This is a genomic window from Streptomyces sp. V4I23 (genome assembly GCF_030817975.1).
Classification (GTDB): domain Bacteria; phylum Actinomycetota; class Actinomycetes; order Streptomycetales; family Streptomycetaceae; genus Streptomyces.
Window position 1 is genome coordinate 6,724,469 of the sequence record NZ_JAUSZW010000004.1, and the last position, 19,174, is coordinate 6,743,642.

The following is a 19,174-nucleotide window of genomic DNA, read 5'->3' on the forward strand; positions in this document are numbered from 1 at the left end:
TCTGGTTGGCGGCCCTCGGGGCGCCCACCAGGGGTTTCGGCGTGTGGGCAAGGATGCGGAAGCAGTTGGCCCGCGGAGTCGAGGCAATCGCCAGTGACTGAGAAGCGGAGACGGCCAGCTAAAGGCCTCTGACCGGGGTGATGCAGCTTTCCAGGTCCTTCGGTGTGCTGCTGCTCGGTGCAGCCGATACTCCCCACGCACTCCCTGGCGCGGAATCATTCCCCCAAGACTCTCCCCAGCCGATTCGCCGGGAAGGCGCTCCGAGTGGTGCCGCGAGAGCTCCGGGGCATCGCAGATCTGGCCTGGGCGGCGGTCGCCGTGGCGTTCCCTCCTTTTGGGGGTGGCGGATTCCCGCCCGAGTGAGTGCACTGGCACTTTCCGCCGCCGAGGGGAGAGACGATGCGGGTCCCGGACGACTCCTTCATCACCACGACGGATCTGAGGCCGGAGATCTCCGCGTCCTGGAGACGGTCGCTGCTGAGCGGCCTGCGGCCGGATGCCGCGCTGGATCTGTCGCCCGCCGTCGACATCGACCGGCGCAGCCGTCTGCTGGTGGCGGCCGCGCCGGTGCTCGACCCGATGGCCCGGGAGCTGGACGGTGACGCGTTCGGCACGCTGCTCGCCGACAGCAGGGCGTGCATCGTGGACCGGCGATTCGGAGAGCGGCGGCTGGAGTCGTCGTTCGACACGGCAGGGATCGCGGTGGGCAGCCAGTTCCTTGAGGAGACCACCGGCACCAACTCTATTGCCACCGTCTTCGAGCTGCGGCGCGGTGTCTCGGTGCTGGGGGCGGAGCACTACATCGAAGGCCTCAAGCGCTTCTCCTGTTACGGGCACCCCGTGTTCAGCCGCGTGACGGGCCGTCTGGAGGGGGTGCTCGACATCAGTTGTCCGGCCGCGCTGGCCAGCCCGCTCCTCGGCCCGTTCCTGAGGCGCGCCGCCCACGACGTGGAGCAGCGCCTGCTTCACGGCGCCCGCGAGGCCGAGCAGCGCATGCTGGCCGCCTATCAGACGGCGTCGGCTGGCGGGCGACGGCCGGTGGTGGTCATCGGGGAGGGAGTCGTGATGGCCAGCAAGGCAGCCATGGAACTGCTCGATCCCGCCGATCACGCGGTCCTGCACGGCCTCGCCGCCGACCTGCCGCCCCACCCCAGGCTCCCGCGTCGCGACCTCGTACTGACGTCGGGTCGTACCGTATCGGTCGCTCTGGAGGCCGTGCCCGGGACGGGCGGCGTGCTCATGAAGATCGACCCGCGCGACAAGCCCCGGTCGCCCGTGCCGCGCAAGTCGGCCCCCATGCATCCGGCGGCACGGGCGCGGGCCGATGAGGGAGAGCGGCGCCGGATGGTGCGGACACCCGTGCTCATCAGCGGGGAGCCAGGCACGGGACGGACCACGGCGGCGGTCGAGTTGGCCGGGGAACACCCCGTCGCCCGACTCGACGCCGTCGAGCTGTCGCTCCTCACCGCGGAGAGCTGGGCGGACCGGCTGGAACGGCTCGCCTCGGGCCACCCGGGTCTGGTCGTCGTCGAGGACGTCCAGCTGTTGCCACCGGCGCTGACGTCCCAGGTCGCGCGGCTGCTGCGCCATCGCACCGCTTGGATCGTCCTGACCAGCGCGCCCATCGACTCGCTCACCGCCGACCACGCGGCGCTTGCCGCTCAGTGCCTCACCCGTATCGAGCTGGCACCGCTGCGGGCCCGGCGTGAGGAGCTACCGGCCCTTGTGAACGCGGTCGCCCGGCGGCTGTGTCCCCAGGGGCGGCCGCGGTTCACCCCACGGACCCTGGAGGCTCTCGCCGCGCAGGCGTGGCCGGGCAACCTGCACGAACTCGAAGCGGTGCTGCGCCACGTCCTGGAGCACCGCACAGCGGGCGACGTCACCCCGCGGGACCTGCCGGAAACCCACCGCCGGGGGACCCGCCTGCGCAGGCTCGGCCTGATGCAGGAGGCCGAGTACGACACGATCGTCGCCGCGCTGCGCGCCTGCGCGGACAACAAAGTGCACGCCGCGCGCCGGCTCGGGATGAGCCGGGCGACGCTCTACCGCCGGTTGCGGGCACTGGGCATCGACGACGAGGCGATCGCCGGACCCGCCCCGCAGACGGGATCCGGCTATCCGGCCGCGCCGGGTTTCCCGACCCCTCCGGGTTCTCAGACCGGTCCGGTGTCTCAGATTGGGACAGTTACGGCCAGGTGAACTGGCTCATATTTCCTGTCACCCCCCGCGTCCCCTCCCCGCGCGGGGGTCTCACTCCCTTCTTGGAGGCTCGTGTGACAGACATCGCCCCACTTCCCCTGCTGAAGTCGGTACAGGACTTCCTTTCGGCGGAGAAGCGGCTCCTCATCGGCGGGGAATGGACGCCCGCGCTGAGCGGAGAGACCTTCACGACGTACGATCCGTCCACCGGGGCTCGGATCACGGACGTCGCCCGCGCCGGAGCCGCCGACGTGGACCGTGCCGTGGCCGCCGCCCGTACCGCCTTCGAGGACGGCCCGTGGCGTCGGATGACGCCGTCCGAGCGGCAGCGGCTCATCTGGCGGATCGGCGACCGCCTGCTGGAGCGCGCCGAGGAGTTCGCGCAGCTGGAGGCGCTGGACAACGGTAAGTCGGCGGCGGTGGCACAGGGCGTGGACGTGGCCTGGTCGGCTGACCTGTTCCACTACTACGCGGGCTGGGCCACCAAGATCGAGGGCCGGACCGTCCCGGTGTCGGTGCCGTGGGTACCGGGCGGGGAGTTCCACGCCTACACGCTGCGCGAGCCGGTCGGAGTGTGCGCTCAGATCATTCCGTGGAACTTCCCGCTGCTCATGGCAGCGTTCAAGATCCCCGCGGCGCTGGCGGCCGGCAACACCGTCGTCCTCAAGCCCGCCGAGCAGACCCCGCTCACCGCGCTGCTGCTGGGCGAGGTGATCCAGGAGATCCTCCCGCCCGGCGTGGTCAACATCGTGACCGGCTTCGGCGACGCGGGCGCCGCCCTGGCCGCCCACGACGACGTCGACAAGGTGGCGTTCACGGGGTCCACCGAGGTAGGCAAGAAGATCGTGGAGGCGGCGAAGGGCAACCTGAAGAAGGTCTCCCTCGAACTGGGCGGCAAGAGCCCGCAGATCGTGTATGCGGACGCCGACCTGGAACTCGCTGTCGCCGGCACGGCCAACGCCTGGCTGTTCAACCACGGCCAGTGCTGTGTGGCCGGGACCCGCCTCTATGTGGAGGACGCCATCTTCGCCGAGTTCACCCGGGCCGTCGCGGACTTCGCCAGCAGCGTGAAGATCGGCCCGGGCCTCGACCCAGCCACCCAGCTCGGCCCCCTGGTCTCCCAGGAGCAGCTGGACCGGGTCACCGGCTACGTCCGCCAGGGCCTGGCCGACGGCGCCCGCGCCCTCACCGGCGGCAACCAGGTCGGCGACCAGGGGTACTTCGTCGAACCGACCGTACTGGTCGACGTCCGGCCCGAGATGAGCGTCGTACGCGAGGAGATCTTCGGCCCGGTCGTGGTGGCCGCGCCGTTCAACGCCTCACGCGGCGCCATTCCGGAAGCCAACGACTCGCCGTACGGCCTCGCCGCGGCGGTCTGGACGCAGGACGTCTCCAAGGCCCACCGCGTCGCGCGCGAGCTCCAGGCCGGCACCGTCTGGGTCAACTGCTACAACGCGTTCGACACCGCCCTGCCCTTCGGCGGTTACAAGCAGTCCGGCTGGGGCCGTGAACTCGGGGCTGCCGCGCTCGACCAGTACACGCAGACCAAGGCCGTCAACATCCAGCTGTAGTCAGGAGGAGAGAGAACCGTGAAGACCAGAGCCGCAGTCCTCACCGAGATCGGCAAGCCCTTCGAGATCGTCGAGCTCGACCTCGACGAGCCCAAGACCGGCGAGGTGCTCATCCGCTTCGTCGCCGCTGGGCTGTGCCACTCCGACCTGCACCTGAGCGACGGCGACCTGCCGCCCCGCTTTCCGATCGTCGGCGGCCACGAGGGTGCCGGCGTCATCGAGCGGGTCGGCCCCGGCGTCACCAAGGTCAGGGCCGGCGACCACGTCGTGTGCAGCTTCATTCCCAACTGCGGGCATTGCCGGTACTGTTCCACCGGCCGGCAGAACCTGTGCGACATGGGTGCCACCATCCTTGAGGGCAGCATGCCCGACGGCACCTTCCGCTTCCACAAGGACGGTGTCGATCACGGGGCGATGTGCATGCTCGGCTCGTTCTCCCAGTACGGGGTGATCTCCGAGCACTCCGTCGTCAAAGTCGACCCGAGCCTTCCGCTGGAGACGGCAGTCCTCGTCGGCTGCGGCGTTCCCACCGGCTGGGGCACGGCGACCAACGCCGGCAACATCCGCCCCGGAGACACCGTGGTGATCTACGGTGTCGGCGGCCTGGGCATCAACACCGTACAGGCGTCGGCGATTGCCGGCGCCAAGCGCATCGTGGTGGTCGACCCGGTCGGCTTCAAGCGGGACACGGCGATGAAGATGGGTGCCACCCACGCCTTTGCCACCGCCGAGGAGGCGCAGCAGGCCGTCAGCGAACTGACCTCGGGGCAGGGCGCCGACCAGGCCCTGATCCTGGTCGGCACGGTCACCGAGGAGGTCGTCTCGGCGGCCTTCGACATCATCGGCAAGGGCGGCACGGTCGTGGTCACCGGTCTCGCCGACCCGGCCAAGGCCACCATCCACGTGTCCGGCGCGGTGCTCACCCTCTGGGAGAAGACCATCAAGGGCACCCTTTTCGGCAGCTGCAACCCGCAGTACGACATCAAGAAGCTGTTGGGCCTGTACCAGAACGGCCAGCTCAAGCTGGACGAACTGGTGACGCGGCGCTACGCGCTCGACGAGGTCAACCAGGGCTACCAGGACCTGGTCGACGGCAAGAACATCCGCGGCGTGCTGGTGCACGAGCACTGACCCGTCTGCCCTGGGGCGTCGTCGGTGCGGCGGCGCCCCAGGGCCCATTCCCGGTCGAAGAGACGAAGGACCCAGCTGTGAACGAATCGCAGGACACGATCAACGCCACCGTCAACGCCCACGACAGTGCCGAGCCGGACGTGCAGGAGGACCTCCTCGTCGAGGACGTCTCCATCGACGGTATGTGCGGCGTCTACTGACACCTGACCAGGAGTGAAGACCATGCTCGACCCGGACCGGCCCTACCGGTGCTCGCCCAGCGTCGCGCTGCGCCCGGAGACCTTCGGCGCGCTCGCCTACCACTTCGGCACGCGGCGCCTGTCCTTCCTGAAGACGCCGGCCCTGGTCGAGCTGGTGACCACCCTCGACGAGTACGCGGACATCCGTACGGCTCTGACAGCCTCCCTGATCCCGACCGCAGAGCACGGCGTCTACCTCGCCGCACTGGACGCGCTCGCCGACGCGGGGACCATCGAGCCCCGCTGACCCCACACCCCTGCTGGAGCAGCACCGATGAAACTCATTGAGCACTTCAAGAACGGCCTGGCCTCGCCGATCTGTCTGACGTGGGAACTGACCTACGCCTGCAACCTGGCCTGCGTGCACTGCCTGTCCTCCTCGGGACGGCGCGACCCGCGCGAGCTGGACACGGCAGAATGCCGTTCCGTCATCGACGAGTTGCAGCGGATGCAGGTGTTCTACGTGAACATCGGCGGCGGCGAGCCGACCGTCCGCCCCGACTTCTTCGAGCTGGTCGACTACGCGGTGGACCACAACGTCGGGGTGAAGTTCTCCACCAACGGCGTGCGGATCACCCCGGCCCGCGCCCGGCGGCTGGCGGCGAGCGACTACGTGGACGTGCAGATCTCCCTGGATGGTGCCACAGCCACGGTCAACGACGCGGTGCGCGGCCCCGGTTCGTACGCGACCGCGGTGCGGGCGATGGAGAACCTCGCCGAGGCCGGCTTCGGCGAGTTCAAGATCAGTGTGGTGATGACCCGTCACAACATCGCCCAGCTCGACTGCTTCGCCGAAATCGCCGACTACTACGGCGCCCAGCTGCGGATCACCCGGCTGCGCCCGTCCGGCCGGGGCGCGGACACCTGGGACGAGCTGCACCCGTTGCCCGAGCAGCAGCTCCAGCTCTACGACTGGCTGGTGGCACGCGGTGAGAAGGTGCTCACCGGGGACTCGTTCTTCCACCTGAACGCGCTCGGCGACGCGCCGCTGCCAGGGCTCAACCTGTGCGGGGCCGGCCGGGTGGTCTGCCTGATCGACCCGGTGGGCGACGTGTACGCCTGCCCGTTCGCCATACACGAGCAGTTCCTGGCGGGCAACGTACGGGAGGCGGGCTTCGCGAGCGTGTGGCGCGAGTCCGAGCTGTTCGCGCAGCTGCGTGAACCGCACAGCGGCGGCACCTGCTCGGCCTGCCCGGCGTACGACGCCTGCCAGGGAGGCTGCATGGCCGCGAAGTTCTTCACCGGCCTGCCGCTGGACGGCCCCGACCCGGAGTGCGTCAAGGGCCACGGCGGCGCGGCCCTGCGGTCCGCGGACCGCTCCGAAGCTCCCCGTCCCTCCGTCGACCACTCGCACACCGGGCCGCTGCGCGCCCAACCGGTGGCACTCGGCATGCCGGTCCTGAGGACCAGCCGTCCGGACCGCTTCTGCGACGAGAGCCCGCTGACCGGCACGGGAATGCGCTGAGCGGTCGTATGACCAAGCGACGGTACCGGTACCACGAGAGAGGATGATCATGAGCGGATGGTTCGAAACGGTGGCCGAGGCCCAGCGACGAGCCGAGCGGAGACTGCCGAAATCCGTCTACAGCGCCCTGCTGGCCGGCTCCGAGAAAGGCGTCTCCTACCGCGACAACACCGACGCCTTCGAGCAGCTCGGCTTCGCGCCGCACATCGCCGGCCTGTCGGCCAAGCGTGCCCTGGCGACCAAGGTCATGGCCCAGGAGATCTCGCTGCCCGTGCTCATCTCCCCGACGGGAGTCCAGGCGGTGCATCCTGACGGTGAGGTGGCGGTGGCCCGCGCGGCGGCGGCCCGGGGCACGGCGATCGGGCTCAGTTCCTTCGCCAGCAAGCCGTTGGACGAAGTTACCACCGCGAACCCGCAGACGTTCTTCCAGATGTACTGGATGGGGAGCCGGGATTCCATGCTGCGCCGTATGGAGTACGCCCGCGACGGCAGGGCGAAGGGACTGATCGTCACCCTGGACTGGTCCTTCTCGCACGGCCGGGACTGGGGCAGCCCCAACATCCCCGAGCGTCTGGACCTCAAGGCGATGCTGCGGTTCGCCCCCGAGGGCTTGACCCGTCCGCGGTGGCTGCTGGACTTCGCCAGGAGCGGGCGCCTTCCCGACCTGACGGCACCGAACCTCGCGGAACCGGGCCAGGACACGCCCACCTTCTTCGGGGCTTACGGTGAGTGGATGCAGACGCCGCCTCCCAGCTGGGAGGACATCGCGTGGCTGCGCGAGCAGTGGAACGGCCCCTTCCTGCTCAAGGGCATCATCCGGGTCGACGACGCCCGTCGGGCGGTGGACGCGGGCGTCACCGCGATCTCCGTGTCCAACCACGGCGGCAACAACCTGGACACCACCCCGGCGCCGGTCCGCGCTCTGCCCGCCATCGCCGAGGCCGTGGGCGACCAGGTCGAGATCCTGCTCGACAGCGGCATCCGCCGCGGCAGCGACGTGGTCAAGGCGCTGGCACTCGGTGCGAGGGCCGTGATGATCGGGCGGGCGTACCTGTGGGGTCTCGCCGCGAACGGGCAGGCCGGGGTGGAGAACGTGCTCGACATCCTGCGCGGCGGCATCGACTCGGCGCTGTTGGGGTTGGGGCGCTCTTCCATCCACGAGCTGACGCCCGACGACGTCCTCGTTCCGCCGGGATTCTCCCGGGCACTGGCCTGACCAGCCAGAGCGGGCGCGGCGGCCGAGGCAGTGGGCGAGGGTGGCGGCGCTACGAACAACATCACCGGCGCGTGGAAGCCCGGCGACACTCCGGCTGACAAGCAGGTCGCGCAACAGCCACCGCCATGGCCGCACGACAGGCCATTACCCGGCGAAAGATTCAGGTTAATCGCAAACCAACATATTCAGGCCGGCACATTGGGATTGCAGAAGGGCTAGCGTGGTGTTCGAGAACAGACTCAATCGCGGTCGAAGGCCCGGCGAGAGGTCCAAGCGCTCCGTGCGCCCGCCAGTCGGGGTGCGCCTGTTCGTCACGGCAACGCTCGCCGTCGCCTCGCTGCTGCTGGGCTCCTGGTCACCGGTCTGGGCGACGCCGTCGCCGCGCTGGGTGACGGCCTGGTCGGCTGCCCCACAGGGACCGTCGACCGTGAGCGGGAGCGGCGCCGAGACCTTCAGCGGATACGAGTACACGCTGGCAGCGCAGCAGCTGGTGCCACCGCCGGCGGCGTTCGACGACCAGACGGTCCGCCAGGTGATGTACCTGCACTTCGGCGGAGGCGCGCTGCGGATCCAGCTGTCAAACGAGTTCGGCACGCAGCCGGTGCATTTCGGTGCCGTGAGCGTCGGACTGCGCGCAGGCGACCGGGGCGCGGACGTCGCCCCGAGTACCACCCGGCCGGTGACCTTCGGCGGCGCGCGTGCGCTGACAATCCCGGTGGGCCGGAACGTGCTCAGTGATCCGGTGGATCTCGCCGTCGCGCCACTGCAGTCGGTCGTGCTGAGTATCTACGTGCCCGGGCCGAGCGGGCCCGCGACGGTGCACGGCAACGCCCAGCAGACGTTCTACACCGCGAGCGGCAACCAGGCGGACAGTTCGACCGGCTTCGGGTTCCTGCCGCACGGGGACACGAGCACGCCCTTCACGGCGACGGCCACCACCGCCTACTACTGGGCCACCGGTATCCAGGTCGCGGCCACGCCCAGCCCCGGCCACCAGCCCAGGACGCTGGTAACCCTCGGCGACTCGATCACCGACGGGTTCTACTCCTCGGGCGACACGAACAGGCGCTACCCCGACGCCCTGGCGCGGCGCCTGCTCGCCGACCCGCGGACGAACAACGTCTCCGTGGTCGGCGAGGCGATCAGCGGCTCGCGAGTGGTCCGCGACGGGATCGGACCGAAGATTCTCGACCGGCTCGACTCCCAGGTGTTCAGCCACCCCAACGTGGCCGGCGTGATCTACCTGCAGGGGATCAACGACTTCGGCACCGCCGTGGGGCAACTGCCCGCGGCGACCGCCGACGAGGTGATCCGCGGGTATCAGCAGGTGGCCGCAGCCGTGCACGCCCGCGGGTTGCCGATCTTCATAGGCACGATGACCCCAGCCGGCGACCTGCTCAAGCCGGCACCCTACGGCTTCTACTCCACGCCAGACGCCAATGCCAAGCGCAATGCCGTCAACCAGTGGCTCCGCACCACCGGTCGTACCGTTTTCGACGGCGTGATCGATTTCGACCAGGTCGTCAAGGATCCACTGTTTCCGGAGCATTTCGCGCTGCGGTACGACTCGGGCGACAGCCTGCATCCCAACGACGCCGGCTATCAGGCGATGGCCGACAGCATCCCGCTCGAATTCCTCCGACGGATCAGCGGATCCTGATCGGAGGTGTAAGGAAATTGTTGCTGGCACCCGACGAAGATCAGGCGCCGGCAACGCGCGTGGGAATCAGCCGACCGGCTGGGAACAGCCTGAGACAGCAGGGAAGGGTGCGGCAGGCCATGACCGTGCAGATGCGCAGCCATTGCCCACGGCCAGGCCAGGCCGGGGAGAAGCATCACGAGCCAGGGCTGCTTCTTACCGAAGCGCGGGTCACCCACGCGTGCGTGACCGCCGGGCCGCTGGTGGGTGCCGTGACTGCCGGTACCGTGCCGGCACGCCTCTCCCGGCGGTGCTGTGGCGAGGTGGCCCGATGACCGGGCGGGTGGCCCTGGTCACCGGTGCGGCCCGCGGCATCGGCACGGCCGTGGTCGACCAACTCGCGGCCGAGGGCTGGCGGGTCGTCGCCGTGGACGTCTGCGCCGACATCCCCGGTGTGTCCTATCCGCTGGCCACCAAGAAGGAGCTGACGGCTGTCGCGCGGCGATGGCCCGGCTCGGTGATCGAGGTGGTCGCCGACGTCCGGGACCCGCAGGCGATGGCCGACGCGGTGGCGCTGGCCCGCGGGCAGTTCGGCGGGCTGGACGCGGCCGTCGCGGCGGCGGCCGTCATCGCGGGCGGCCGACCGCTGTGGGAGACCACCGACCCCGAGTGGGAGGCGCTGTTCGACGTCGGAGTGCGCGGGGTGTTCAACCTCGCCCGGACCGCCGTACCGGAGCTGCTGGCCCGCCCGCAGCCGCGCTCGGGACGGTTCGTCGCCCTGGCCTCGGCCGCCGCCCACCGCGGACTGTGGCACCTGGCCGGCTACAACTCCGCCAAACATGCCGTTCTGGGTCTGGTCCGGGGACTTGCGGCCGACCTCCGAGGCACCGGAGTCACCGCGACCGCCGTGTCACCCGGCTCGACGCGCACGGTCATGCTCCAAGCGACCGCGGACCTGTACGGCCTGACCGATCCCGCCGAGTTCGCCGAGCACCAACTCACCGAACGCCTCCTGGAACCCGAGGAGGTGGCCGCCGCGGTCTGCTGGCTGTGCGGACCGCACTCCTCGGCGGTCACCGGCACGGTCATTCACGCCGACGGAGGATTCACCGCATGAGGCTCATCCCCGACCCGGGCCTCCGCACCGTCGCGAGCGGACGGGTACTGATCGGCGGCTCGCCGCTGCGGGTCCTGCGCCTGTCGTCCGAGGGCGCCCGGCTGGTCGCCGGGTGGCTGGCCGGGGAGGCGGTGGGGAACGCTCCGGGGCCCCGGCGGCTCGCCGCACGGCTCGTACAGGCGGGACTTGCCCACCCCCGCCCCGAGCAGGCGAGATACTCCGCCCAGGACGTCACCGTGGTGGTCCCGGTCCGCGACCACGCAGACGGCCCGGCCGCTGTGCGGAGAGCGCTGCACGACACGGCTGTGGCGGCGGTGACCGTGGTCGACGACGGGTCCGCGTCACCGATCGCCGGGGCGGCCGTCCGTCACACGACGGCACGGGGACCGGCCGCGGCGCGCAACGCCGGGGCCGCGCTCGCCGATACGGAGTTCATCGCCTTCCTGGACGCGGACGTCCTGCCCCAACCGGGCTGGCTGGAACCGCTGTTGGCCCACTTCGCGGACCCCGAGGTCGCCGTCGTCGCCCCCCGCGTGCGCAGCAGCCCCGGCCGCACGGCGCTCGCCCGCTATGAACGTGAACGCTCCCCGCTGGACCTCGGACCGCTGCCGGCAGAGGTGCGCCCCGGGAGCCGCGTCGGCTACCTCCCCTCCGCCGCTCTGGTGATCCGCACACCCGTGCTCCGGGAACACGGCGGATTCGACGAAGGCATGCGCTTCGGCGAGGACGTGGATCTGATCTGGCGGCTCGTCGCTGCGGGCCACCGGGTGCGGTACGAGCCGCAGTCCCACGTCCTGCACACCCCGCGCGCCACCTGGCCCGCCCTGCTGAGACAGCGTTTCGGATATGGGACGTCGGCGGCACCCCTGGCCGGGCGCCACGGCCGGGCGGTCGCGCCGGTACGGCTCTCCCCGTGGACCGCGCTGGCCTGGACGGCCGCAGCCGCGGGCCTGCCCCGCACCGGGCTCGGCGTCGCGGTCGCCACGGCCGCGCTGATGCCGCGCAAGCTGGCTCCCGCCGGTGTACCGGCGACCGAGTCGCTGCGGCTTGCCCTGCTCGGGCATCTCGGCGCGGGACGGTGGCTCGCTGACGCGGTCGTCCGGATCTGGTGGCCGGTGGCCGTCCCCGTGCTGGCGTCCAGCCGGGCCGGGAGGATCGCGCTCGGTCTCGCGGCCGTCTCGCGGCTGCGGGGACGGGGCGACGCACTCGACCCGGCGCGCTGGTGGACGGCGGCCGTCGCCGACGACCTGGCGTACGGGGCCGGAGTGTGGTGGGGTGCGCTGCGCGACCGCGAATTCGGGCCGCTCCTGCCCGACCTGTCGTGGCCCGGGCGCGGAGGGGCGGAGGGGTGAAGCGGCTGGCAGAGCTGACGTGGCGCGACGTCGCCGTGATCGCGGCGCGCAGCGTCCTGGTCATTCCGCTCGGGGCCACCGAACAACACGGTCCGCACCTGCCGTTCACGGTTGACAGCGAGGTGGCCGTCGCGCTCTGCGAGCGGCTGGCGAAGGCGCGGCCCAGCGTGGTGCTCGCGCCCGCCGTGCCGTACGGCTCGAGCGGCGAGCACGCCCGATTCCCCGGCACCCTGTCCATCGGACAACGGGCCACCGAGTTGCTGATCGTTGAACTGGGGCGGTCCGCCGACGCGTTCGCCGGTGTCCTGTTCGTCTCCGGCCACGGTGGCAACGCCGTACCCCTGCGCAGGTCGGTCACTGTGCTGCGGTCCGAGGGCCGCCGTGTCCACGCATGGTCGCCGTCCGGGCCACCCGAGGACAGCCACGCCGGCCGGACCGAGACCTCGGCTCTGCTGGCCCTGCGCCCCGAGGCGGTCCGCCTCACCGAGGCCGAGCCCGGAGCCAGGGGTGCGCTGTCCGAGCTGATGCCCATGCTGCGTGTCGGTGGCGTGGCCGCCGTGAGTCCGAACGGAGTGCTGGGGGACCCTGCGGGCGCAAGCCGACGAGAAGGCCTGAAGGTCCTTGAGGCATGGGAGTACGAGCTGGTTGCCGCCTTCGACCGGGACTTCTGAACAGGAGCCGGTACCCGGCATCTCCATCTGGAGGTCTCAGCCGGTTTCTACGGGCCGCAGAATCGGCCTCTCGCGGGGGCCGACGGCCATGAGAGAAATCACGACTGACAGTCAATTCTTCCTGCGTCTCGCTCCATTGTGGTGACGCTGACCGCGTTCTTCCGCTTCGAGGATCCCCCGCTGCCCATCCCTGTCGGTTCTGTCCGATCACGGGAAACCATGAAACGCATGGAGTCGTATTCTGTCTTCACGGAATGGCAGGCCTCCCCCGGTCTTACAAGAGCTGTGCACGGCGCGGCGCCGTCCGGTGTTCCGGGTCATGCGGTCGGCGACGCTGATCCAGACGGTCAAGGCCGTTCTGCTCCTGGGCATGACCGCGTTCCTGGTCTTCAAGGCCCTGGCGCACTTCGGCTTCAGCCCGGGGTCTCCTCGCCGCCGCGGCCGACCGCAGCGGCCACGGCGAGGCCTTCCTCCGCCCCGGCGTGCGCTACGGCGACGACGCCTGAGCAAGCTCGACGCCCTGAGCCTGCAGCTCGCCTTCGCGCTGGGCACGGCGGGGCTGCCGCATGTGCTCATGAGGCGCGGCGCGGTGCCCACCGCCCGCGCCGCCCGCAGATCCGTTCCCTGGATGACCCTGCTGACCTGCGGCTCCTGCCTCGCGGCCGGGATGTTGGGCTTTGCCGCGGCCGCGCTGGTGGGCTCGGAGGACGTCAAGGCCGACCACCCCTCCGGCAGTACGGCCACGCTGCTCCTCGCCGAGGCCGTAGGCGTCCGCTCCTCCTCACGGTCATCTCCTGCGTGGCCTTCGCCACGATCCTTGCCGTGGTCGCCGGATTCACCCTCGCCTCGGCGACCTCTCTGGCGCACGACATCCACGCGACCGTGATCGGGCGCGGGGGTGCCTCGGAGAAAGCGAGGTCCTCGTCGCACGGGGCGCGGCGGTGCTGATCGGTACGACCGCGACCACGCTGTCCCTGTACGCCCAGGACCTCAACGTCACGTTCCTGGCCGGCCTCGCCTTCGCCGTGTTCCCGCTCCGGAATCCCGCCATCGTCTCCCTCCCCGTCGGATTCCTGCTGGGGTGGCTCGGCTCGGTTCTCGACACCAGGGAGCGGGGCGGGGCGCCGTACGCCGAGGTGGAAGTACGTGTCGTCGCGGGCGCCCGCGCCCACGAGGACTGAGCTTGCTGTTCGCCGCCCTGGAAACGCCGAGAGCCCGCCCGGTCACGTCGACCGTGCGGGCTCTCGGCGTGTGGAGCGGGTCAGCTCTTCAGGGCCGGGAAGTCCGTGTCCCAGTACTCGTCCGGATTTCTCTCCTCGCCCCGCTGCTGCTCCATGGCCCTGAGTTCGACGCGGCGGATCTTGCCGGAGATGGTCTTCGGCAGGTCGGTGAACTCCAGGCGCCGGATCCGCTTGTAAGCGCTGAGCCGGTCGCGAGTGAAGCGCAGGATGTCGCGGGCCAGGTCGGCGCTCGGCTCCTGCCCCTCGACGAGGATGACGAACGCCTTGGGCACCGCGAGGCGCACCGGGTCGGGTGAGGGCACCACGGCGGCCTCGGCGACCGCGGGGTGCTCGATGAGCACGCTCTCCAACTCGAAGGGGGAGATGCGGTAGTCGCTGGCCTTGAACACGTCGTCGGCGCGGCCGACGTAGGTGATGTAGCCGTCGGCGTCCACCGACGCGACGTCGCCGGTGCGGTAGAACCCGCCGCGCATGGCCTTGGCGGTGAGCTCCTCGTCGCCCCGGTAGCCGCGCATCAGACCCAGCGGCCGCCGCGCCAGGTCGAGGCTCAGCTCACCCTCGCCCGACGGGTTGCCTTCGGCGTCCAGAAGTGCGATGTGGTACCCGGGCAGCGGCCGGCCCATCGAGCCGGGCTTGAGCGTCTGACCGGGGCTGTTGCCGACCTGAGCGGTGGTTTCGGTCTGCCCGAACCCGTCCCGGATGGTCAGGTCCCAGGCCCTGCGCACCTGCTCGATGACCTCGGGGTTGAGCGGCTCGCCGGCGCCGACCAGCTCGCGCAGCTTGACGTCGTACTTCTCCAGGTCGGCCTGGATCAGCATCCGCCAGACCGTCGGCGGCGCGCACATCGTGGTGACCTCGCACCGCGCCAGCACGTCGAGGAGCTGCGTGGCGTCGAAGCGCCCGTAGGAGAAGACCAGGTTGGTGGCCTCGGCGTTCCAGGGGGCGAAGAAGCTGCTCCAGGCGTGCTTCGCCCAGCCGGGCGAGGAGATGTTCAGGTGGACGTCGCCCGGCTTGAGGCCGATCCAGTACATCGTGGACAGATGCCCGACGGGGTACGAGGTGTGCGTGTGCTCCACCAGTTTCGGCTTGGAGGTCGTGCCGGAGGTGAAGTAGAGCAGCAGCGGATCGTCCGCAGGAGTTTCACCGTCCGGAGTGAACTCCGTCGCGGCGGTGTCCACGTCGGCGAACCGCCGCCAGCCGGCGGCCTCACCGCCGACCGCGACGCGGATCTCCGCACCCGCCAGGCCCTTGAAGCGCTCCGTCACCTCGGCGGCGGCGATCACGGCCCGTACCTGGCCGCGGTCGAGCCGGTCGGCGAGGTCCTCTGGGCTGAGCAGCAGGGTCGCGGGGATCACCACGACGCCAAGCTTGATCGCGCCGAGCATCACCTCCCACAGCTCGGGCACGTTTCCCAGCATGACCAGGACGCGGTCGCCGCGCCGCAGCCCCAGGGACCGCAGGTGGTTGGCGACCTGGCTGGAACGGCGGGCCATCTCGGCGAACGTACGGGTCTGCTCGGAACTGTCCTCGCCGATGACCCACAGGGCGCGCTTTTCGTTCCCCTCGGCCATACGGTCGAAGTAGTCGAGCGCCCAGTTGAAGGTCGTCAGATGCGGCCACTGGAACTCGCTGCGGGCGGCGTCGTAGTCGACGCGGTGGCGCAGCAGCACATCGCGAGCGGAAAGGAATTCATCCACCGAGCCCATGGCCCATCTCCTCAATGTTTCGATACCGTCACCCCGATATTTCATCCCTCGGCCGCGCTGTGGTTCCCCCAGGTGGAGAGGAAATTTAGCGAAGGTGGCAGACGTGTCCGTTGAAAAGACCGTGAAAGTACTGGTGGTGGACGACCACCCGGTCGTGTGCGACGGAGTCCGCTCACTCGTCCGCGACGCCCCCGATCTGGAGGTCGTGGGCTCCGCCCGAACAGCCCGAGAGGGAATCGCGCTGACCGCCCAACTCCAGCCGGACATCGTCCTGCTCGATCTCCGGCTCCCGGACATGCTCGGCAGTGAGGCGCTCCCGCGTATGCTGGCGGCCTCGCGCACCAGCCGCGTCGTGATCTTCACCGCGTTCGAGGACCACGCGGCCCTCTCGGCCGCGCTGGAGGCCGGGGCCCACGGATGCCTGCTGAAGGACGTGACCCACACCGATCTGGTGGAGCAGCTGCGGCGCATCGCGGCAGGCGTGCGGATCGTCGACCCGCGTCTGAAGGGGTCGAGCGGCGCGCTGCTCCAGGCCCGGCTCTTCCAACTGTCGCTGAGCAGACGGGAGTACGAGGTCGTGCGCCTTGCCGCGACCGGGAAGACGAACCCGGAGATCGCCGAGGACCTCGGCCTGGCGCGCAACACCGTGAAGACATACCTGCAGACGGCTATGCAGAAGCTGGGCGCCCGTAACCGCGTGGAGGCGGTGCGCCGGGCGCGGGAGGAACACCTCCTCTGATCGTGTTCCCGCCGATCCGGCGCACCGCTCAGGCGTATCCGATCCCACGCCGTGTCAGGCACGAGGAGGTGGCTCCGGGACCTGGGAGACCTGAGACGGGCGCGGCAGCGGGATGTCGCAGCGCAGCGTCGTGCCGTCCTCGTCGCGGCTCAGCCGGAGTGAGCCGCCCACGCGCTCCACCCTCGCGCGGAGTCCGGGCAGCCCGGCCCCCGTGCCCGCCGTGAAGGACTCCGGCTCGTCGGACGGCGTGGAACCGGCCCCGTCGTTCATGACCGCCACGCTCACCCGGTCGTCGTAGAACGCGAGCGTCACCACCACCGATCGCGCCGGCGCGTGCTTCTCCACGTTGAGCAGTGCCTCGCCGACCGTACGCACCAGGAGCGACGTACGCTCCGGGTCGAGTTGCGGGGTGAGGCCGACCGGTACGAAGCTGGCAGCCACTCCCGTACGCCGCTCGAAGCTGCGCACCGACTCGGCGAGCTCGGCCGTCAGGCGGCTTGGATCGTGTTCGGAGGGCGGCGCCTCACGCAGCCGCGAGACCGACTCACGCAGGGCACTTCCAGCGACCGACAACTGCTGCTCGATACGAGCGAGTTGTTCGGCGACGGCCGACGACTCGCGGGCCTCGGTCTGGAGCTGCCGCAGGGACGATCCGATCCCGAACAGCATCGCGCCCACGCTGTCGTGCAGTGACTCGGCGATGCGCTGTCGCTCCGCGACGACCGAAGTGTCGGCGAGCGTGGCCGCACCGTCGGCCACGTCGACGGCGAGGGTCGCGAGACGGGCGAGCCGCCGCAAGCCGTCGACGGCGTTGTCACCGATCTCGGCACGGTTCCGGGTCGCGCCGTAGAGCACGCCGCGGGTCGTTCCGCTGCCGATCGGGAGGCCGACCATGCTGGCCACGCCCTCGTTGTTGACCTGTGTGTCGAAGTCGTGGGTGATCCGGTCGGAGCGGCAGTAGTCGCCGACGACCACCGGTCTGCCCAGGCTCACCACACGGCCGCCAAGACCAAGACCCAGCGGGATCGGCAGATCGTGCAGGGAGCCGTTGCGGGTTCCGGACCAGATCCGCAGGACCAGGTCCCGGTCCTCGACCAGGCCCGCGAGGGAGACCTCGAAGCCGTACTCATGACGAATACGCTCGGTGAGCGCGCGCAGCACCGCGTGCGTGTCGAGCAGGCTGAGCCGGCGCTCCCGCTCCGTGTCGAGCCGGAGAAGGGCGTCGAGCGCCTCCAGGATCTCCTGCTCGCGTTCGCTGTTGCCGCCCATGTCGGCGCCCTTTCTCGTAACGGCATGGTACGCGCGTCGTGCCCGGGCAGCCATGGTCGTCGCAGGAACGATTGCCCGGGCACGGTGGAGTCAGCTCGCCGCCGGCTGGACTTCCCGGTCGTCCTGCGACGTCGCCTCGACGGCCGGGACACGGCGGTTGGTCTCACTGAGCACCAGGACGCACACGCAGGAGATCGCGGCGGAGGCCATGAGGAACGCCGCCACCGGGACGAACGACCCGTACCGCGCGTACAGCCAGGTGGCGATGATGGGGGTCAGGGCGCCGCCCAGCATCACGCCGAGCTGGTAGCCCAGCGAGGCGCCTGAGTACCGCACGCGGGCCGTGAAGAGCTCCGAGAAGAAGGCCGCCTGTGGCCCGTACATCGCGGCGAAGAGCAGCTGTCCGCCGACCAGGGCCAGGGTGACCAGCGGCCATTCCTTCGTGTTCATGAGCACGAACGCCGGGTACGCCCACAGCCCCATGCCGATGGCGCCCGTCAGGTACACCTTGCGCCTGCCGATACGGTCCGACAGGGCGCCGAAGGCCATCAGCGCCGGGACCTGGAGCGCCGCGCCGACGAGAACCGCGTTCAGGACGGTGCTCTTCGGCATCCCGAGCACCTCGGTGCCGTACGACAGCATGTACGTGACGAAGAGATAGAAGCCCGAGCCGATGACGATCACGGCGCCGGCGGCCAGGAGGACGTTCTTCGGGTGCGTGCGGAGCACCTCGATCACGGGCGAGCGGGACGCGCCGGAGCCCTCTTCGTCCTGGCGGGATTCCCGGCTGTCAGCCGTCTCCTCCAGCGTGAACTGGGCGAAGAGCGCGATCACGATCAGCACGATGCTGCACAGGAACGGCACTCGCCAGCCCCAGGACGTGAACTGCTGGGCGTCGAGCGTGGACGTGATGACGAGGAAGACCAGGCTGGAGAGCATGAGACCGGCCGGCACCCCGAGCTGCGCGAAGCTGCCGTAGAGTCCGCGCCGCCCCTTCGGTGCGTTCTCCGTGGCGATGAGAACGGCGCCGCCCCACTGACCGCCGACGGCTATGCCCTGGAGGAGACGCAGCACCACCAGCAGGACCGGCGCGGCGGCACCGATCGTGTCGTACGTCGGCAGCAGGCCGATCAGCGTCGTCGAGCCGCCCATGATCAGCAGGGCGGTGACCAGCGCCGGCTTGCGCCCCACGCGGTCGCCGAAGTGCCCGAAGACGACGCCGCCCAGCGGGCGGGCGACGAAGCCGATGGCGAAGGTGGTGAAGGCCAGCAGTGTGCCGACGAGCGGGTCGGCCTGCGGGAAGAACAGCTTGTTGAAGACCAGCGCGGCTGCGGTGCCGTAGATGAAGAAGTCGAACCACTCGATGGCCGAGCCGGCGCTGCTCACCATGATGATCTTGGCAAGGGATGTGGATCGCCCGGCTGAGCGCTCGGGGGAGTCGGACATGGGGAATCTCCGGTGGGTGCGTGAGGCGACGATGCTCGTCGCCCCGACGGGGTGAGACGACGATGGAGTGTCGTGGGTCACAGCACCACCTCCACCTGGAGAGGTGAGGAACCGGTGACTCTCCACATGGGGGGAATCGACGCTTCCCTCCATGGCACTCGGTGCCTACCTTT

Annotated in this window: 17 protein-coding genes and 1 pseudogene; 15 read left to right on the forward strand and 3 right to left on the reverse strand. The window is 70.2% G+C overall.

Annotated features, from left to right (window positions below; all coding sequences use genetic code 11):
• Positions 1-399: 399 nt before the first annotated feature.
• The 14 genes and pseudogenes from QFZ82_RS32875 (at position 400) to QFZ82_RS32935 (ending at position 13,781) form a co-directional block, all read left to right on the forward strand.
• The gene (locus tag QFZ82_RS32875; protein WP_307716579.1) at positions 400-2,199 is read left to right on the forward strand and encodes a sigma-54-dependent Fis family transcriptional regulator; all 1,800 of its coding nucleotides are present in this window, start codon (positions 400-402) and stop codon (positions 2,197-2,199) included.
• Positions 2,200-2,273: 74 nt separating this feature from the next.
• Positions 2,274-3,770, forward strand: a complete 1,497-nt coding sequence (locus tag QFZ82_RS32880) for an aldehyde dehydrogenase family protein (RefSeq protein ID WP_307716580.1) — start codon at positions 2,274-2,276, stop codon at positions 3,768-3,770.
• An 18-nt stretch (positions 3,771-3,788) separates the two neighbouring features.
• The gene (locus QFZ82_RS32885; RefSeq protein WP_307716581.1) at positions 3,789-4,901 is read left to right on the forward strand and encodes an NDMA-dependent alcohol dehydrogenase; all 1,113 of its coding nucleotides are present in this window, start codon (positions 3,789-3,791) and stop codon (positions 4,899-4,901) included.
• A gap of 77 nt (positions 4,902-4,978) precedes the next feature.
• Entirely contained in the window at positions 4,979-5,101 is a 123-nt protein-coding gene (gene mftA, locus QFZ82_RS32890) for a mycofactocin precursor MftA (protein WP_307716582.1), read from the forward strand.
• A 22-nt stretch (positions 5,102-5,123) separates the two neighbouring features.
• Positions 5,124-5,387, forward strand: coding sequence for a mycofactocin biosynthesis chaperone MftB (gene mftB, locus QFZ82_RS32895; RefSeq protein WP_307716583.1), 264 nt, complete (start codon positions 5,124-5,126; stop codon positions 5,385-5,387).
• Positions 5,388-5,414: 27 nt separating this feature from the next.
• The gene (gene mftC / locus QFZ82_RS32900) at positions 5,415-6,605 is read left to right on the forward strand and encodes a mycofactocin radical SAM maturase (protein ID WP_307716584.1); all 1,191 of its coding nucleotides are present in this window, start codon (positions 5,415-5,417) and stop codon (positions 6,603-6,605) included.
• A gap of 49 nt (positions 6,606-6,654) precedes the next feature.
• Positions 6,655-7,821, forward strand: a complete 1,167-nt coding sequence (mftD, locus tag QFZ82_RS32905; RefSeq protein WP_307716585.1) for a pre-mycofactocin synthase MftD — start codon at positions 6,655-6,657, stop codon at positions 7,819-7,821.
• 298 nt (positions 7,822-8,119) lie between these two features.
• Positions 8,120-9,481, forward strand: coding sequence for an SGNH/GDSL hydrolase family protein (locus QFZ82_RS32910; protein ID WP_307716586.1), 1,362 nt, complete (start codon positions 8,120-8,122; stop codon positions 9,479-9,481).
• A 310-nt stretch (positions 9,482-9,791) separates the two neighbouring features.
• Positions 9,792-10,577 carry a mycofactocin-coupled SDR family oxidoreductase gene (locus QFZ82_RS32915; protein ID WP_307716587.1) on the forward strand — a complete coding sequence of 262 codons (786 nt, stop codon included), beginning with the start codon at positions 9,792-9,794 and terminating at the stop codon, positions 10,575-10,577.
• Entirely contained in the window at positions 10,574-11,929 is a 1,356-nt protein-coding gene (gene mftF / locus QFZ82_RS32920) for a mycofactocin biosynthesis glycosyltransferase MftF (RefSeq protein ID WP_307716588.1), read from the forward strand. Before QFZ82_RS32915 ends, mftF begins: the two co-directional genes overlap by 4 nt.
• Entirely contained in the window at positions 11,926-12,600 is a 675-nt protein-coding gene (gene mftE, locus QFZ82_RS32925) for a mycofactocin biosynthesis peptidyl-dipeptidase MftE (RefSeq protein WP_307716589.1), read from the forward strand. The genes mftF and mftE overlap by 4 nt, the downstream gene beginning before the upstream one ends.
• A 370-nt stretch (positions 12,601-12,970) precedes the next feature.
• A pseudogene (locus QFZ82_RS39850) lies at positions 12,971-13,285 on the forward strand (cation acetate symporter); the annotation flags it as partial.
• A gap of 137 nt (positions 13,286-13,422) precedes the next feature.
• Complete coding sequence (locus QFZ82_RS39855; RefSeq protein WP_373429359.1) at positions 13,423-13,548, forward strand: hypothetical protein; 126 nt, start codon at positions 13,423-13,425, stop codon at positions 13,546-13,548.
• The gene (locus QFZ82_RS32935) at positions 13,542-13,781 is read left to right on the forward strand and encodes a hypothetical protein (protein WP_307716590.1); all 240 of its coding nucleotides are present in this window, start codon (positions 13,542-13,544) and stop codon (positions 13,779-13,781) included. Before QFZ82_RS39855 ends, QFZ82_RS32935 begins: the two co-directional genes overlap by 7 nt.
• 80 nt (positions 13,782-13,861) lie before the next feature.
• Here QFZ82_RS32935 and QFZ82_RS32940 read toward each other — a convergent pair whose 3' ends face one another.
• Positions 13,862-15,547, reverse strand: a complete 1,686-nt coding sequence (locus tag QFZ82_RS32940) for an AMP-binding protein (RefSeq protein ID WP_307716591.1) — start codon at positions 15,545-15,547, stop codon at positions 13,862-13,864.
• A gap of 103 nt (positions 15,548-15,650) precedes the next feature.
• Between QFZ82_RS32940 and QFZ82_RS32945 the strand changes: the two genes are divergently transcribed.
• The gene (locus QFZ82_RS32945; protein ID WP_307716592.1) at positions 15,651-16,286 is read left to right on the forward strand and encodes a response regulator transcription factor; all 636 of its coding nucleotides are present in this window, start codon (positions 15,651-15,653) and stop codon (positions 16,284-16,286) included.
• Between the two features lie 54 nt (positions 16,287-16,340).
• On the opposite strand, the gene QFZ82_RS32950 is transcribed toward QFZ82_RS32945, so the two are convergent.
• Positions 16,341-17,555, reverse strand: coding sequence for an ATP-binding protein (locus tag QFZ82_RS32950; RefSeq protein WP_307716593.1), 1,215 nt, complete (start codon positions 17,553-17,555; stop codon positions 16,341-16,343).
• 90 nt (positions 17,556-17,645) lie between these two features.
• Positions 17,646-18,944, reverse strand: a complete 1,299-nt coding sequence (locus QFZ82_RS32955) for an MFS transporter (RefSeq protein WP_307716594.1) — start codon at positions 18,942-18,944, stop codon at positions 17,646-17,648.
• Positions 18,945-19,174 lie beyond the last annotated feature (230 nt).